10 protein-coding genes are annotated in these 16,430 nt (G+C 75.2%); 6 read left to right on the top strand and 4 right to left on the bottom strand.

Annotated elements, in window-relative coordinates:
- The first annotated feature begins 12 nt into the window (after nucleotides 1–12).
- The 5 genes from QK440_RS29395 to QK440_RS29375 all read left to right on the top strand — a co-directional run bounded on the left by QK440_RS29395 (nucleotide 13) and on the right by QK440_RS29375 (nucleotide 10,159).
- Nucleotides 13–5,973, top strand: a complete 5,961-nt coding sequence (locus QK440_RS29395) for a type I polyketide synthase (RefSeq protein ID WP_282796264.1) — start codon at nucleotides 13–15, stop codon at nucleotides 5,971–5,973.
- 179 nt (nucleotides 5,974–6,152) lie between these two features.
- Nucleotides 6,153–7,769 carry a long-chain-fatty-acid--CoA ligase gene (locus tag QK440_RS29390; protein ID WP_282796263.1) on the top strand — a complete coding sequence of 539 codons (1,617 nt, stop codon included), beginning with the start codon at nucleotides 6,153–6,155 and terminating at the stop codon, nucleotides 7,767–7,769.
- A gap of 88 nt (nucleotides 7,770–7,857) precedes the next feature.
- On the top strand, nucleotides 7,858–8,862 hold the full coding sequence (locus tag QK440_RS29385; RefSeq protein WP_282796262.1) for an LLM class flavin-dependent oxidoreductase: 1,005 nt from the start codon (nucleotides 7,858–7,860) through the stop codon (nucleotides 8,860–8,862).
- A complete protein-coding gene (locus QK440_RS29380) occupies nucleotides 8,859–9,647 on the top strand; it encodes a thioesterase domain-containing protein (protein WP_282796261.1) in 789 nt (262 codons plus the stop codon). Before QK440_RS29385 ends, QK440_RS29380 begins: the two co-directional genes overlap by 4 nt.
- A gap of 80 nt (nucleotides 9,648–9,727) precedes the next feature.
- Nucleotides 9,728–10,159, top strand: coding sequence for a PaaI family thioesterase (locus tag QK440_RS29375; RefSeq protein ID WP_282796260.1), 432 nt, complete (start codon nucleotides 9,728–9,730; stop codon nucleotides 10,157–10,159).
- 124 nt (nucleotides 10,160–10,283) lie between these two features.
- On the opposite strand, the gene QK440_RS29370 is transcribed toward QK440_RS29375, so the two are convergent.
- Genes QK440_RS29370 through QK440_RS29360 form a run of 3 tightly spaced genes read right to left on the bottom strand, consistent with a single transcriptional unit; the run spans nucleotide 10,284 to nucleotide 13,502 of the window.
- Nucleotides 10,284–11,267 carry a 4'-phosphopantetheinyl transferase superfamily protein gene (locus QK440_RS29370; protein ID WP_282796259.1) on the bottom strand — a complete coding sequence of 328 codons (984 nt, stop codon included), beginning with the start codon at nucleotides 11,265–11,267 and terminating at the stop codon, nucleotides 10,284–10,286.
- Nucleotides 11,264–11,596, bottom strand: coding sequence for an acyl carrier protein (locus QK440_RS29365; RefSeq protein WP_282796258.1), 333 nt, complete (start codon nucleotides 11,594–11,596; stop codon nucleotides 11,264–11,266). The genes QK440_RS29370 and QK440_RS29365 overlap by 4 nt, the downstream gene beginning before the upstream one ends.
- Before the next feature lie 25 nt (nucleotides 11,597–11,621).
- Nucleotides 11,622–13,502, bottom strand: a complete 1,881-nt coding sequence (locus QK440_RS29360) for an acyl-CoA dehydrogenase (RefSeq protein WP_282796257.1) — start codon at nucleotides 13,500–13,502, stop codon at nucleotides 11,622–11,624.
- Between the two features lie 445 nt (nucleotides 13,503–13,947).
- On the opposite strand from QK440_RS29360, the gene QK440_RS29355 reads away from it, so the two are divergent.
- Complete coding sequence (locus QK440_RS29355) at nucleotides 13,948–14,985, top strand: AfsR/SARP family transcriptional regulator (RefSeq protein WP_282796256.1); 1,038 nt, start codon at nucleotides 13,948–13,950, stop codon at nucleotides 14,983–14,985.
- A 241-nt stretch (nucleotides 14,986–15,226) separates the two neighbouring features.
- Here QK440_RS29355 and QK440_RS29350 read toward each other — a convergent pair.
- Nucleotides 15,227–16,430, bottom strand: a 1,204-nt coding sequence (locus tag QK440_RS29350) for a condensation domain-containing protein (RefSeq protein WP_282796255.1), incomplete at its 5' end; no start/stop codon positions are given.

Below are 16,430 nucleotides of genomic sequence, written 5' to 3'. Positions count from 1 at the left end.
GCCCTCGCGGACATGTCTTTCGACCACCGCCAAGCCCCCGCCGCACCGCCGGGCGCGGCGCAGCGCGAGCCCGTCGCCATCATCGGGGTGGGTCTGCGCTTTCCCGGCGGCAGTACCTGCCTGGAGGAGTTCGAGGCGTTCTTGCGCTCCGGCGGCTCCGGGATCACCCCGCTGCCCCAGGACCGCTGGGACGTCGCCGCCTTCACCCCCGCCGGCCCCGACGACAAGGGCAAGATCCGGGCGTCGGCCGGCGGCTATCTGGATCGGATCGACCTGTTCGACGCGGGGTTCTTCAACATCTCGCCCAAAGAGGCGCAGTACATCGACCCCCAGCAGCGGATGATCCTGGAGACCGCCTGGCAGGCCCTGGAGCACGCCAACCTCGACCCCACCCCGCTGCGCCGGTCCAACGGCGGGGTCTACATCGGTGCCAGCTCGGTGGACTACGCCCTGGAGCTGGACCAGTTGCCCTACGAGGAACTCGACGGCCATCTGGCCTCGGGGATCACGCTGTTCCCGCTGGCCGGACGCCTGTCGTACTTCCTAGGCTGGCGCGGGCCCTCGCTGAGCGTGGACACCGCCTGCTCCTCGTCGCTGGCCGCCCTGCACATGGCGGTGACCGCGCTGCGCCGCGGGGAGTGCGACATCGCGCTGGGCGGCGGCGTCAACGCCCTGCACCACCCGCGGATCCCGGTGATGTTCTCCAACGCCCAGATGCTGGCCGCCGACGGGCAGTGCAAGACCTTCGACGAAGCGGCCGACGGCTACGCGCGCGCCGAGGGCTGCGCCGTGGTGGTCCTCAAGCGCCTCAGCGACGCCACCCGCGACGGCGACACGGTCCTGGCCGTCATCCGCGGCAGCGCGGTCGGCCAGGACGGCGACAGCGCCGGGCTGACCGTGCCCAACGGCCCGGCCCAGGAGCGGGTGCTGAACCTGGCGCTGGCCGATGCCGGGCTGGCTCCCGGCGACATCAGCTACGTCGAGGCGCACGGCACCGGCACCCCGCTGGGCGATCCCATCGAACTGGGCGCCATCAGCAACGTCTTCGCCGAGGCCCGCAGCCACGACGACCCGCTGCCGGTGGGCTCGGTCAAGACCAACCTGGGCCACATGGAACCCGCCTCCGGCCTGGTGGGCGTCATCAAGGTGCTGCTGCAACTGCGCACCGCCACCATCTATCCGCACCTGAACTTCACCACCCCCTCCAAGCGCATCCCCTGGGACGTGTATCCGGTGCGCGTGCCCACCGCCGCGGAGCCCTGGAGGGCGCCGGTGCGCCGGGCGGCGGTCAACAGCTTCGGCTTCGCCGGCACCATCGGCGCCCTGGTCCTGGAACAGGCCCCCGACCCCGCCCCGCCCCACGCACCCGCACCCGCACCCGCCCTCACCGCCACCAGCACCGGCACCGGCACCGGCACCGGCACCGGCACGGCAGGTGACGGCGAGCGGGCCGTGCCGGTGTTCACCCTGTCCGCCAAGAGCGGCGCCGCCCTCAGGGAGCAGGCCGAGCGCTACCACCAGCTCCTTACGCAGCGGCCCGAGCTGGACGTGGCACGCCTGTGCTACACCGCGAACGTGGGCCGCGCCCACTTCAGCCACCGCATCGCCGCCCCCGTCACCGACCGCCAGGACCTGCTGCGGGTTTTGGAGCAGGCCCGCGGCTCCGAGCAGCGCACCAGCGCCTCCTCGGTGCGCAAGGTCGCCTTCATGTTCACCGGCCAGGGCGCCCAGTACGCGGGCATGGGCGCGCTCGCCTACGCGCAGTTCCCCCTGTTCCGGCAGGTCGTGGACGAGTGTGAGGAGCTGTTCGCCCCGCACCTGGGCCGCTCGGTGCGCGATCTGCTGCTGGGGCGCGGGGAGGGCCTTGAGGACATCGAGCAGACCCGCTACACCCAGCCCGCGCTGTTCACCCTGGAATACGCCCTGGCCCGGCTGTGGATGTCGTGGGGCATCAAGCCCAATGTGCTGATCGGGCACAGCATCGGCGAGGTGGTGGCCGCCACCGTGGCCGGGCTGTTCAGCCTGCGGGACGCCGTCACCCTGGTCGCGGCCCGCTCGGCGCTGATGCAGTCGGTGCGCGCCCCGGGCGGCATGGCCGCCGTCAGCGCCCCGGCCGAGCAGGTCGGCGAACTCCTGGAGGGGCGGCCCCGCCTGGCGCTGGCGGCGGTCAACGGCCCCGAACAGTGCGTGATCTCCGGGGCCCGCCAGGACCTGGCCGAGGTCAGCGCCGCCTTGCGCGCCCAGGGCATCCGCGTTAACGACCTCGCCGTCAGCCACGCCTTCCACTCCCCGCTGATGGCCGAGGTCTTCGACGACTTCCGCGCCGCGCTGGCCTCCCTCACCTTCCGCGAGCCGTCCATCTCCCTGATCTCCAATCTCACCGGGAAGGTGGCCCGTACCCGCGAGCTGAGCACCGTGGAGTACTGGGTGCGCCACATCGGCGAGCCGGTGCAGTTCCTGTCGGGCATCCGCGCGCTGGCCAGACGCGGCCGGCACGCCGTCATCGAGATCGGCCCCTCGGCCATGCTGACCGCGCTGGCCAAGAGCTGCGTCAACGCCGAGGACCACGTGTGGCTGGCCAGCCTGCGCCGCCGCGACACCGACACCAGCACCAGCACCAGCACCAGCACCACTGCGGGGGCGGGGGCGACGCTGCGGGCCCTGGCCGACTTCTACGCCGCCGGCCTGAACGTGGACTGGCACGCCTACCACGCCGGGCGCACCCTGCCGCTGGTGAACCTGCCCACCTACGCCTTCCAGCGCAAGCGCTACTGGCTGCCCGTGCCCGCGCGCCGCGCGGCCACCGGCGGCGGACCGCTGAGCCACCCCCTGCTGGGCGAGGCCGCCCCCCAGGAGGACCTCGCCCCCGGCACGGCGGAGTTCACCGCCACCTGCGTGCCCGGCGATGCGGGCGAGGCCCTCGTCGCCCACCACGGCCGGCCCGCCCTGGCGCCCGCCGCCCTGATCGACCTGCTCTTCGCCGCCCAGGACGCCTGGTCGGGCCACACCCGCGGCGCCCTGGCGGAGCTGCGCCTGCCCCAGGTGCTGGTCCTGGGCGACGAGGAGGCCGCCTTCACCCTGACCACCCGGCTGCGCCGCCTTGAGGAGGGCGGCATCGAAGCGGAGGTCACCGCCACCACCGGCGAGGACACCCGCACCCTGGCCACCGCCCGCATCACCGCCCCCTCCCCCGCCCCGGCCCTGCGGCCGCCGGCGACGGGCAGCGGCACGGCCGTGGAGCACCTGGACGGCGCGGACCTGGCCACCGACCTGCGGGCGGTGGGAGCCGCCGGCGAGCACACCGTGTGCCGCCTGCGCAGCGCCGTCCGCCACAGCGACGGCACCATCAGCGGCGAGCTGCGCGGCCGCAGCGCCGGCCCGGTGGAGCAGCTCCCGGGCGAGGTGCTGCACAGCGCCCTGGCCGCCGTGGCCGGCTTCGCCGACGACGGCCCGCGCGCCCTGCTGCGAAGCGCTGAGTGCGTACGGCTGTGGAAGAAGCCGCGCGGCGGCCCTGTGCGCTTCACCGCCCTGCCCCGCCCCGACAGCGGCCAGGGCCAGGGGCTGCGGATGGACGTACTGCTCAGTGAGGGCGAGGAGCCCCTCGCCGAAGTGCGCGGCGCCCTTCTGGCCGCCGTGCCCGGCCAGGGGGAGCCGCCGCCGTTCCTGCACCGCGTGGAGTGGCTGCGCCGGCGCCTGCCCGCCCCCACCACCGCACCCGCTCCCGCGCGCCACGTCCTGCTCCACCACCCCGCCCCCGGTGCCGGCTCGGGTGTGTACGAGGCGCTCACCGCGCGGCCGGCACCCGAGAACCTGCAGCTGTCGACGGCCGGCGGGGCGCAGGAGCTCGCCGCCGCGCTGCGCCCGGGCGAGGCAGCGCCCGTCACCGACGTGGCCTTCTTCTGGCAGCCCGGCGAGGGCGCCTGGTCGCTTGGGCGGCTGCGCGCGGAGTGCGCGCACAACTTCACCCGCCTGCTGGAGCTGGTGGCCGCGGTGAGCGCCGCCCCCACCGCCCAGCCGCCCCGGCTGTGGCTGGTCACCGAGCGCGCCCAGCACCTGCCCGGCGACGGGGCCGACGGCGCCGAACACCTGGCCGCCGCCACCGTGTGGGGCTTCGGCAGCGTCCTGCTGGGCGAGTACCCGCAGCTCAAGGCCACCCTCGTCGACCTGCCCGCCGGCGGTGACGCCGCCGCCCTGCTCGCCGAGTGGCAGGCCCCGGCGTCCGCGGAGTACCAGGTGGCCTACCGGGCCGGGCAGCGCTACGTACGCCGTGTCCTGCCCGCGGGCCCCGGCCCCGAACACCCCGTACCGGCCGCGGCCCTGGCAGTCCTGGCGGGCCCTGCGGACACCGAGGGCCGCACCGGGCCTGAGGGCCTGGCAGGGGGCGTGGGCGGTGAGGAGCAGCCGCTGGGCGCGGGCCGGGTACGGGTGCGGGTGCACGCCGCCGCCCTGGCCACCGGCGCCCCCGAAGCCGTCGAGAGCGCCGAAGCCGCCGAGGGCGGCGGTGGCGCAGGCCCGCAGGGCTCACCGCAGGCGGCCGCGGCCGGTGTGCCGCGGGCGCCGGTGGCGGCGGCCGCCGGGACCGTCCTTGCCGCCGGCCCCGGCACTCCCTGGGCGGCGGGCACCGAGGTCCTGCTGGGCCCGGGCACCGTGGCGGGCCCCGTCGTGACCGTCGAGGCGGGCCGGCTGACCCGCCGCACCGTGGCCGCCGACCCCGTCGAGGCCGCCGCCCGCGCCGCCACCGGCTGCGCCCGGCACCCGGCGCAGGTCTACCGCCTGGAGGAGAGCCAGGAGGCGCTGCGCGCGGCGGCCGGCTGCGCCGCGGACCAGGCGGTCGTCATCGACCTGCGCCCCCCGGCCCAGGCGCCGCGGCCGGCGGGCGAGTTCACCGTGCGCGCCGATCGCACCTACCTCGTCACCGGCGGCCTGGGCGGCCTGGGCCTGGCCACCGCGCACAAGCTCGTCGAGCTCGGGGCGCGCCACCTGGTGCTGGTCAGCCGCAGCGGCACGCCCGCCGCGGAGGCCGCCGGCCTGCTGCACGAGCTGAGCGCGCGCGCCCAGGTGCACCAGGTGCGCGCGGATCTGGGCCAGGAGCGCGATGTGGCCGGCCTGGTCGCCCGCCTGCACCGCCTGGAGCATCCGGTGGGCGGCATCGTGCACGCGGCCGGCGCCATGGGCAACGCGCTGATCTCCGCTTTGACCTGGCCCGCCATCGAGGAACAGCTCGCTCCCAAGGTGTACGGCGGCTGGCTGCTGCACGAGGCCGCGAAGTCCTTTGCGGAGCTGGACTTCTTCACGGTGTACTCCTCCGTCGCCTCGGTCACCGGGGTGCGCGGCGGTGCCGGGCAGGCGCACTACGCGGCCGCGTTCTCCTTCCTGGACGCCCTGGCCCACTGGCGCGGCCGCCAGGGGCTGCCGGCGCTGTCGGTCAACTGGGGTTCGTGGGGGCGGGTGGGCATGTCGGCCCGGATGGAGGCCGCGCACGTCCGCGAGATCGAACGCAGCGGGGTGCGGCTGTTCTCGCCCGCCTGGGGGCTGCGCGCCCTGCACCGGCTGTGGCAGCACGGCGCGGTGCAACGGGTGGTCAACGTCTATGACTGGCCGCAGTTCTGCGCCCGCCTGCCAGTGGCCGGCGCCCTGTACGAGCAGGTGGCCGCCCCCGACGGCGGCGGCGAGGACACCGGCGGGCAACTGGCCGACCTGCTGGCGCGCGAGCGGCCCGAGCGGCTGAAGCTGATCAGCCGGGCGGTGGCCGAGAAGGTGGCGGCGGTGCTGCACTTCGCCTCGGTGGAGGAGGTCGAGCCGGAGGCCGACTTCGTCTCCATGGGCCTGGACTCGGTGATGGGCATGGAGGTCAAGGGCGCGCTGCAGAGCCACTTCGGTCTGGGCCTGCCCGCCTCCCTGATCTTCGATCACCCCTCGGTGCAGCAGGTCGCCGCCTTCGTGGAGGCCCAACTGGCAAGGAGCGGCACATGAGGCGCCCCGAGGGGCGGTCCGGCACCCGCCGGGCCGCGCCGCCCGCGCACCGGCCCGCACCAGGGGAACGGGCCCGGCCGCCTGAACGACCTGAACGATCCGAGGCACCTGGACGGTCCGGGCCACCTGAGACACCCGCGCCGGCGCACCGGGCCGGGGCGCGGGAGGAAGAAGGGCAGATGACGGCCACCGCGCACTGGACCCTGCCGCACGCGCTGGCACAACACGCCCGTCGCCGGCCCGCGCACACGGCCGTGATCTGCGAGGGGCGGCGGATGAGCTACGCGCGCCTGCACGCGGCCAGCAACCAGGCCGCGCGCGCCCTGGCCGCGGCCGGTGTGGGCCGCGGCAGCCGGGTGGCCTACCTGGGCCGGGAGTCGGAGCACTACTACCTGACGATCCTGGCCTGCGCCAAGGCGGGCGCGGTGATCGTACCGGTCAACTGGCGGCTGACCACCGCCGAGGTGGACCACATCCTGCGCGACGCGGGCGCCGAAGTCCTCTTCGCCGACGGGGAGTTCCTGCCCACCGTGGACAAGGTGCTGGCCGGGCGCGGCCTGCCGGCGCTGCGCGAGGTGATCCGCCTGGACGGCACCGGCAGCGACGGCCGCCTCGACCGCGGGGCGGGGCTGGCCGCCTGGTACGCCGGGGCCTCCAGCGCCGAGGTGGCCTGCTCGGCCGGCAGTGACGAGGCGGTGCTGCAGATCTACACCAGCGGCACCACCGGCCTGCCCAAGGGCGTGGTGCTGGCCCACCGCACCTTCTTCACCCTGCCCGCGGCGATGCGGCGCACCGGGGCCGACGGCGAGGACTGGATCGACTGGCGCGCCGAGGACATCAGCCTGATCTCGCTGCCGGGCTTCGGCATCGCCGGCATCGGCTGGTTCCTGCACGGGCTGTGCGTGGGCGCCACCAACGTGGTCATGCCCATGTACGCGGCGCAGGAAGCGGTGCGCCTGATCGAGGAGCACCGGGTGAGCATCACCTTCGTGGCACCGGCGATGCTGCAGATGATGCTGGACGAACGCGGCGTCAACGCGCGGACGTTCGCCTCCTTGCGCAAGGTCGCCTACGGGGCGGCGCCGATCTCCGAGGGGCTGCTGCACCGCTGCCTTGACATCTTCGGCTGCCAGCTGGCGCAGATCTACGCCAGTACCGAGGCGGGCAGTGTCGCGGTGTGCCTGCCGCCCTCGGCGCACCGGGCGGGCAGCCCGCTGCTGCGCGCGGCCGGCAAGGCCTGCCCGGGCAACGAGATCAAGGTGATCGACCGTGCGGGCCACCGGCTGCCGGCCGGGCAGATCGGGCAGGTGTGCATCCGCACCCCGGCGCGCATGCTGGGCTACTGGAACCTGCCCGAGGCCACCGCCCGCACCCTGGTGGACGGCTGGCTGCACATGGGCGACGCCGGCTACCTGGACGATGAGGGCTATCTGTTCTTGTGCGACCGCATCAACGACACCATCATCGTGGCCGGGCAGAACATCTACCCGGCCGAGGTGGAAAAGGAGCTGAGCGAGCACCCCGCGGTGGTGGACGCCGCGGTGGTGGGGCTGCCCGATGCGCGCTTCGGGGAGGCGGTGCACGCCGCGGTGGTGCTGCGCCCGGGCGCCACGGCCAGCCCCCGCCAGCTGCTGCTGTTCCTGCGCGGCCGCATCGCCGACTACAAGATCCCCGTCGGCTACCACGTCGTGAACGAGCTGCCGCGCAACCCCTCGGGCAAGATCCTGCGCCGTCAGGTCCGCGAGCAGCTGGGCTCCCCCCGCCCCGCCGGTGCGGGCGCGGGTGGGGGTGCGTGAGCGGCCGGTGGCGGCGGTGCGCGCCGGGCGCCGGCGCGCACCGGTCGTTGTGGGTTTTCTTCTCTTCCAATCCTGATCGGAGTGGGACATGGGCACCACCTCCTCGAGCCGTTTGCGCATCGGCGTACTGCTGCCGACCAGAGAACAGGCCATCAGCGGCAGCTTCGCCGCGGCACCGCTGCTGGACTTCGCCCGCCAGGCCGAGGACCTCGGCTTCGACTCGCTGTGGGCGGGCGACTCGCTGACCGCCCGGCCGCGCCGTGACCCGCTGGTGGTGCTCTCCGCGGCCGGCGCGGTCACCGAACGCCTGACGCTGGGCACCGCAGCTTTGACCCCGGCCCTGCGCCACCCGCTGATCGGCGCCAACATGGCCGCCAGCCTGGACCACGTGTGCGCCGGGCGCCTGACGCTGGCGCTGGGCTCGGGCTTTCCGATGCCCGAGACCGAGGCGGAGTTCGCCGCCGTCGGCGCCTCCTACCAGGCCCGCGGCGCCCGCCTGGACGACATCGTCGCCCTGTGGCGCCACGCCTGGCACCACCCCGCCGCCGGGGCCGGGGCGGGGGCGGGGGCGGGGGTGTACGAGGGGCGCTACTGGCAGGCCAGGGACCTCGACCGGCTGCCGCGCCCGGCTAGCCCGGGCGGGCCGCCGCTGTGGCTGGCCGGCAGCGACACCCCCCGCGTCCTTGAGCGCGTGGCCCGCCACTACGACGGCTGGCTGCCGTTTTTGCCCGAGCCCGGGGCCTACCGGCGCGCCTGGACGCGGATCGAGGAGCTGCGCGCGGCGGCCGGGCGGCCCGCCGGGTCCGTCACCCCCGGCCTGTACGCCACGCTGACCGTCAACGACGACGCCGCGGCGGCCAAGGCGGAGCTGGAGCACTACATCACCCACTACTACGGCGCCTCGCTGGAGCAGATGGCCGCCTTCCAGGCCTACGCCTGGGGCAGCGCGCACACCTGCGCCGAGGCGCTGGCCGCCTATGTGCGCGCCGGGGCGCGCCATCTGGTCATCCGTATCGGCTCCCTGACCCCCCAGCCGCAGCTCAAGCAGCTCGCCGATGTGCTGCTGCCCCGTCTCAAGGAGATATCCGCGTGAGTGCTTTCGCCGACATGTCCACCGCCGGCCACTGGTTCCACCCGGTGGAGAGCGACCCCGAGGCGAGCATCCGGCTTTTCCTGCTGCCGCACGCCGGCAGCGGCGCCATCATCTACCGCGACTGGCCGGCCATGCTGCCGCGCGATGTCACCGCGCAGGCGGTGACGCTGCCGGGCCGGCACAACCGGCACGAGGAGGAGACCTACGAGGACTTCGAGCCGCTGCTGGAGGGCTTGTACGAGGCGGTCCTCGACGAGCTGGACGACGAGCGGCCCTTTGCGTTCTTCGGCCACTGCCTGGGCGCCCAGCTCGCCTACCGGCTGACCGTGCGCCTGCAGCGCGAGGGCGAGCGCACCCCGCTGGTGCTGGGCTGCTCGGGCTGGTCGCCGGTGGGGTTCTACCAGCCCACCGAGGAGGAGAGCCGGCTGCCCGACGACGAGATGCTGGAGTGGATCAAGAAGTTGGGGTCGTTTCCCGCCGAGGTCTACGACAACCCCGAGATGCTGGCCCTGGTCATCCCCGCGCTCCGCGCCGACCTGCGGGTCTCGGCGCGCTACGTCGACGACCAGGCGGTCGTCTCCTGCCCGCTGGCGTCCTACGGCGGCAGTACCGACCCTTTGCAGCAGGCCCCGGACGCGATGAGCCACTGGGCCGGGCGCAGCCCGCGCTACCTGGGGCACAGCGAGTTCCCCGGCGGCCACTTCTACATCGACAACCACGCACTGGCGGTGACCACGGACTTCACCCGCCACCTGCACCGCTTCATGGACCTGCTGGTGCACTGAGCCGCAGCACCGGCGGCGCGGTCTTTGCGGAATGCTGCACGCATGCGGACAACACAGGGGAGAGCAAAGGGGGTTCGTGGATGACGTCGCACCATGGGCAGGCGCCGGCGGCTGAGCAGGTGCTGGCGCTGATGCCCTTCGCCGCCCTGCTGGGCATCAGGGCCGAGCAGGCCGAGCCCCACCAGGTGGTGCTGTGCCTGCCGTGGGCGGCCGAGCGCTGTACCGCGGGGGGTGTGCTGCACGGCGGGGCGCTGGTGGCGCTGGCCGACTCGGCCGCGGGGATGTGCGCCTATCTGAACCTGCCCGAGGGCGCCAGTACCTCCACCATCGAGCTGAAGACGAACTTCTTCGCCGCGGTGCGCGGCGGTGAGGTGCGCGCGGTGGCCGCGCCGCTGCACCTGGGCGGCTCGGTGGCGGTGATCCAGACGGATCTGTTCCACAGCACGCCGCACGGGCAGCGCCACCGGGTGGGGCAGACCACCCAGACCCAGGCGATCCTGCGCCCGCGCTGAACAGCCGGGGCAAGGACAAGGCGGCGCGGAAGCAAAAAGAGAGGGGCCGGCCCGGTCGGGGGCCGGCCCCCCCTCTTTTTGCTTCGGGGAGTGGTGTTTTTTGCTTCGGGGAGTGGTGCGGTGCTCAGCGGGCGGGGCGGGGTTCGGTGCGGGCGGCCTCGCGCAGCAGCGCGTCGACCATGCCCTCGTCCAGCATGGTCTGGGCGGCGATGTCGGCGGTGTCGCCGAAGCCGAAGTCGAACAGGGCCATGCTCACCGTGTAGTCGCCGGCCACCGTCCAGGTGCGAAAGCTCCACTCCTCGCCCGAGCCGGGGGTGCCGTCGGGCCGCAGGACCTGCATGCGCCCGGCGCCGGGGGCGAAGCCGAACTCCGAGAAGCGAAAGCGCAGTCCCTGGCCGATGGCCTTGCTGTAGGCCTCCTTCAGGGTCCACAGCTTGACCAGGGTGGCGTTGCGGCGCCCGTCCTCGATGCGGGAGATCAGCTCGGTCTCGTGGGGGGTGCAGATCTGCCGCTCGACGGCCGAGCCCAGCAGGCGGCGGCTTTTCAGCTCGGCGTCCACGCCGATCCAGCCGCGCCGGGTGATGCCCACCACCAGCAGGTCGGCGGTGTGACTGAGGCTGATGTCCACCTGGTCGCAGCCGCGCAGGTAGGGCCGCCCGCCGGGCTTGTAGGCCAGGTCGATGTCGGCCGGGCGGGCCTGCAGGACCGCGCCGGCGGCGTACTTCAGCAGCAGCCGGGAGGCCAGGAAGCGGGCGCGGACCTCCTGGTTGGTCATGCCGCGGTAGCGCTGCCAGTCGCGCCCCAGAAGCTGCGGCAGCGCCCCGTCCAGCTCGGCGCTGTCCGCCCCGCCCTCCCCCAGGCCCTGCTGCTCCGGGGCCAGGTGGCCGTGCTCGGCCGGACCGGGGGCGGGGGCGGGGGCGGCCTGGTCGGGCAGCCAGTCGGGCAGCCAGTCGGCCAGGTGGGCGTAGAGCACCACGCTGGCCTGCTCGGCCAGTTCGCTGCGGATGCGCTGCCAGGGGCCGGTGGGGGTGACCTGGATCGGTTCGGCCAGCACGGCCAGCGCGGAGGCGTCGGGCAGGACGGCCGAGGCGGCCACGGTGGTGCTCACGCCGCGCGCTCCGGGAGCGTACCGCCCACACCCACACCCGCACCGGCACCCGCACCCGCACCCGCACCGGCAGTGGCAGCGGTGGCGGTGGTGGTGCGCAGCAGGGCGGTCAGGGCGCCGACGTCGGCCAGGTGGTGGGCCAGGTCGTCCAGCGGCAGTTCGCCCAGGGCCGGGCGGCGCTCTTGGAGCAGGTGCACCAGTTGCATCAGCATCAGCGAGTCCAGGCCCAGGTCCTCATACAGGCGGCTGTGTTCGCCCGCGGGGGCCAGGCCCGTCTCCAGGGCCGCGACGACGTCGTCGGCGACCCGGTCCAGCAGCAGTTGACTCATGGCGGTCCTTCCTTGGCCGGCTCCGTCAGCCGGTGGCCAGCGGGCTGTCGTACAGGTCGAAGCTGGTGGGCTGGTCGTGGCGGCGCAGCAGTTCGGTGAAGACCTCGTCCTCGGGGGCCGGGGCGCCGGCGGGCAGGGGTCCGATGCCCAGGCGGGTGCAGATCCGCAGCAGCGCGTTGACCAGCCAGGCGGGGTGGGCCACGAAGCGGTCGGGGCCGTGCTGCTGGTGGCGCCACACGCCCAGGCAGGCCGCGGCGGCCAGCAGCAGGGTGTAGCGGTCGGCCAGGGCGTAGGTCTGGGGGTTGGCCAGGCAGTCGCGGCTGAGCAGGGCCAAGGTGGCACAGGCGGCGCGCAGCCGGCGCAGTTCGGCCACCAGGTGGCTCACCAGCGGGCGCAGCACGGCGGCGAACTCGGTGCCGGGGCTGTGGTGGAGGTGGTCGGCGGCGGCCAGCAGTTCGGCGCACAGCGGGTCGCGGTCGGCGAAGGTGGCCAGGCGGGTGAAGTCCAGGGCGCCGGGGTGGGCGCGCAGGCGGAACAGGTGGTGGTCGGCGCCGGCGGCCGCCGACCAGGAGCGGCGGGCCAGGGCGGGAAGCTGGGGGCTGATGGTGGACAGCGCGGCCGCGGCCCCGGCGTGGCCCAGGCTGGTCACCGGCAGGTCGCGGACGTGTTTTTGGAAGATGCCGTACTCGCCGTCGCGTACGTAGATGCTCGAGCCCAGCAGCACCGACAGCTCGTGCACGGCGTCGTTGAGCAAGATGGGCAGCAGGTACTTGGTGGCGGCCGCGTACACGCCGGTGATGCCCAGGGCGCGGTTGGCGGCGCGGGTGGCGGCCAGGGCGAGGCTGTCGCAGATCAGAAGGTCGGTGAAGGCGCCGGCCAGGGTGCGGCGGGCCTGGGGGTTGCGGGCCAGGGGGCGGTGGCCCACGCCGTGCTGGCGGGCGAAGCGCAAGGCGGTGCGCAGGGCGGTGTCGCCGCCGGCCAGGACCATGGCGGGCAGGACGGAGCGGGTGAAGGCGAAGGAGCGCAGGGCCAGGTGGACGCCGTGGCCGGCCTCGCCGACGAGGGCGGTGGGGGGGACGGGGCAGTCGGTGAAGGCCAGGCCCGTCATGCGGCAGCCGCGCATGCCCACCAGGGGGTAGGGCTCCAGGTCGCGGACGCGGCCGGCGGGCAGGGCGGCGCGGTCCAGGAGCAGGGTGGAGTGGGCCTGGCTGCCCGGTTCGTCGGAGCTGCGGCAGACCACGACCAGGCCCTGGGCGCGGTCGGCGTTGATGATGACGCGTTTGGTGCCGTTCAAGACGGTGGCGCCGCCCTGGCGGCCCAGGCGGAACTCGTCGCGCAAGAAGGCGTTGCCGTGGGCCAGTTCGCGGTAGGAGACGGCCAGGCGGCCGCCGCCCAGGAGCAGGTCGGCGGCCCACCGCTGCTGGGCGGGGCTGCCGGCGGTCCACACCGAGGCGCCGGCGAGCACGGAGAAGGCGCCGTATCCCACGCCCAGGGCCTGGTCGCGGCGGAAGACGGGGCGCAGGATGCGGGCCAGGGCGTCGGCGCGCACCAGGCGCCCGCCCAGGGCGGCGGGCACGAACTCGGCGTTCAGGTGGACCTCGTCCAGCAGTGCCTCGGCGTGCGCGGGCACCTGTCCGCGGGCGTCGGCGGCCAGGATCGCGGCGTGGCCCAGCGGGTTGGCCGCATCCCAGGGGTCGCCCAGGCGGGCCTCCAGCTCGGCCACGCGCTGCTGCACCGCCGCCTCCGACACCGCCTCCTGCGACACCGCCTCCTGTGACACCGCCTCCTGTGACACCGCCGGGGCTGTTGCTGCCGTGCCCGGGGCGTGCCCGGCGGCGGGGGGTGCGGGGGGCGCGGCGGGTGCCGCGGCCTGGTCCTGCTGGGCGAGCGTCGTTGCCGATGCCATCGATCCGCCACCTTCCGCCGGGGCCGGCCGGTCCTTCGAGCGCTGTTGCCCAAAAGCCTCACCACCGGGGCTGGAGAACCGCTCGACCCTCACCAGGGCCCGGCCACAGACCGCCCCGCGCCCGTGCCCGGCGCCCGTGCCCCGCGCGGCACCGGCCCGCTCCCTGGCCCCGGTTCCGGGAAATTTGCAGGCGAAATGCGGGCGGGCGGAAAAAGGAGGGGGTTTTCGCGCGGGGAAGGGCCGGCCGGAGCCGGTCCTCAAGGGCGGCCACACCGGCACCGGAGGCTGTCTGGCGTGTGCTGACCGGGCGGGGGGCATCGTCTATCGTCCGAAGAGGAAAAAGGGTGTGTTGCACAGTCATCGAAAGGGGCGCGCACCCGCCGGGTGGCGCCCGTACAACCCGGCGGCCGGGCCGCGTGGCCGGGCCGTGCGAAGGGGGCAACAGATGCAGTTCCGCATTCTCGGTCCCGTGGAGATGTACGACGAGCGCACCGGGGTGCGGATCCTTCCGGCCGGGGCCAAGCAGCGCGCCCTGCTCGGCGCCCTGGTGGCGCTGGCCGGGCACCATGTGTCCGTGCCGCGCCTGATCGACGAACTGTGGGGCGAGCACCCCCCGGCCAACGCCGCCAACGCGCTGCAGGCCCACGTGGCGCGCCTGCGCCGCCAGCTGCCCGCCCGCGCCCCGCACCCCGGCCCGGACGCGGGCGCGGGCGGGGCGGGGCAGGAGTGGATCACCACCTGCCCGCCCGGGTACGTGCTGCGCCTGGGCGGCGCGGACACCGACGCCCGCGCCTTCGCCGAACTGGCCGCCCGCGCCCAGCAGGCGGCCCCGCACACGCCCGGGCGGGCCGCGGACCTGCTGCGCCAGGCGCTGGCGCTGTGGCGCGGCCCGGCGCTGGAGGGCAGCGTGCTGGGCGACATCTGCGCCGCGGAGGCCGCCCAGCTCGAAGAGCACCGCCTGGCCGCGCTGGAACTGCTCTACGACGCCTGCCTGCGCGCCGGGCGGCACGGTGAGATCACCGGCGAGCTGGAGGAGCTGACCACCGAACACCCCATGCGCGAACGCTTCTACGACCAGCTCATGCTGGCGCTGTACCGGTGCGGGCGCCAGGCGGAGGCGCTGTGCGTCTATGACCGGGCGCGCAAGCGCCTGGTGCACGAGCTGGGGGTGGAGCCGGGCCCGGTGCTGCGCGCGCGCATGGAGGCGATCCTGCGCCACGACACCGCCCTGAGCCCGCCCGCCCCCCGCCCCGCCGCACCGCCCGCCACCGTGCTGCCCGCCGCCGCGCTGCCGACGGCCGTGCCCCTGGCCGGGGCGGGGGTGCAGGCCGGTGCCGGGGCGGGGGAGGTGGTGCTGGCGCTGGGCACGGAGATCGACCGCCTGCACCGGCGTATCGAGGCCCTGCGGCTGCAGCAGCGCCAGTTGCTGCGCCGTTTCGAGGCCCTCACCGCGGGCGCGGGGGCGCCGCTGTCCGCTCCCTGACCCCCTGAGCCCGCCCCTGTCGTACAAGACCCCTTCGCCCGAGGGGGTCTTGACGGGTGTGCGGCGGTCCGGGGCCGGGGGACGGGAGACGCCCGCGGCCCCGGGCCGACGCGGTGCAGGGCGGGCAGGCACGGGGGCGGTCCGCCCGGGCCCTGTCGGTCACCAGGCTGGCACAGTGCGCCGGAGAGCTGCTGGAGGATCACCGGGGCGGGCCCCCGGCCGGGGCTCGGCCGGGGGTGTGTCAGGCGGGTGGGCGGGTGGCCAGGGCGGTGGCCAGGGCCTGGGCCAGGTCGCCGACGGCCTGTTCGCAGGGGCGTTCGGTGCCGGGCCGGCAGCCGGCGCCCAGGACGACCAGCGGGGGGCGCCGGCCGGGGGCGCGCAGGTGGCGGGCCAGGTCGTAGGCGAGGGCTCCGGCGCCGAAGTAGGCGGCCAGGGCCATCTCGGGGTGTTCGCCGGTGTGGGTGCGCAGGGCGTGCAGGCACTGGGTCAGGGTGGCGGTGCCCGGGTGCAGGGCGGTGAGGGCCTGGGGGCCGCTGTAGTGGTGCAGCAGGTCGGTGTGGCAGTGGTGGGGGGTGCCGGGGGTGGTGATCAGGTACAGGGTGGCGGCGCCCGGGTGGCGGGCGGGGCGCAGTGCTTCCAGGCGGGGGGCGGGGGTGGGGGCGGGGGCCAGGCGTGGCAGGCAGCCGGTGGCGCGCGGGCCGTGGGGGGCGGGGGTGCGGGGGGCGGGGCTCAGGTGGGCCAGGACCTGGGTGACGGTGGTGTTCTTGGTGGCGGTCAGGGGCAGGTGGCGCAGCAGGCGGGCGGTGTGGGCGAGCAGGGCGGCCGCCTGGTCGTCGTGCAGGTGGCGGCGGTCGTGGGCGGCGGTGAGGACCAGGCAGCCCAGGTGGTCGTGGCGGGCCAGCACGCTCAGGAGGTGGGCGGTGGGTTCGGCGGTGGCTTCGGGGTCCTCCACGCGGATGCCGTGGGCGGCCAGGCGGGCGGCGAGGTCTTCGCCGGCGCGCTGCTGGGGCTCGAAGGTGAGCACGGTGGCGGGGGCGGGGTGCTGGGTCCACTGCTGGATTTGGGCGGGGCTGAGCCATTCGTAGGCGGCGGTGTCCAGGTTCTGGTCGCGGATCTGGTGCAGCAGGGCGCGCACGGTGGTGGCGGGGTCGAGGTCCACGCTGAGGGGCAGGGCGGTGGCGAAGGGGCCGGGGATGCGGGTGATGTTGTCCAGGGCGATGGTGCGGCCGGGGAAGGTGATGGCGAAGCGGACGGGGCCGCGGCGGCCGGGGTGGTGGATGTGGGGCAGGAGCATGGCCCATACCGCGTGCAGCACGGTGCTGGCGCCCACGCCCTGGCGGGCGGCCCAGGTGGGCAGGCGGGCGGCTTCGGCGCGGGGGAGGCGGGCGCGGGTGCGGCCGGGGCGCTGGCGGGCCGGGCCGGCCGGGGGGCGGGCGGGGCGGCGG

Origin of the sequence: Streptomyces sp. CC224B (genome assembly GCF_030010595.1) — a bacterium.
GTDB lineage: Bacteria > Actinomycetota > Actinomycetes > Streptomycetales > Streptomycetaceae > Streptomyces > Streptomyces longispororuber.
Note: the sequence above shows the minus strand (reverse complement) of the source record. Positions and strands in the feature narration are given on the sequence as shown.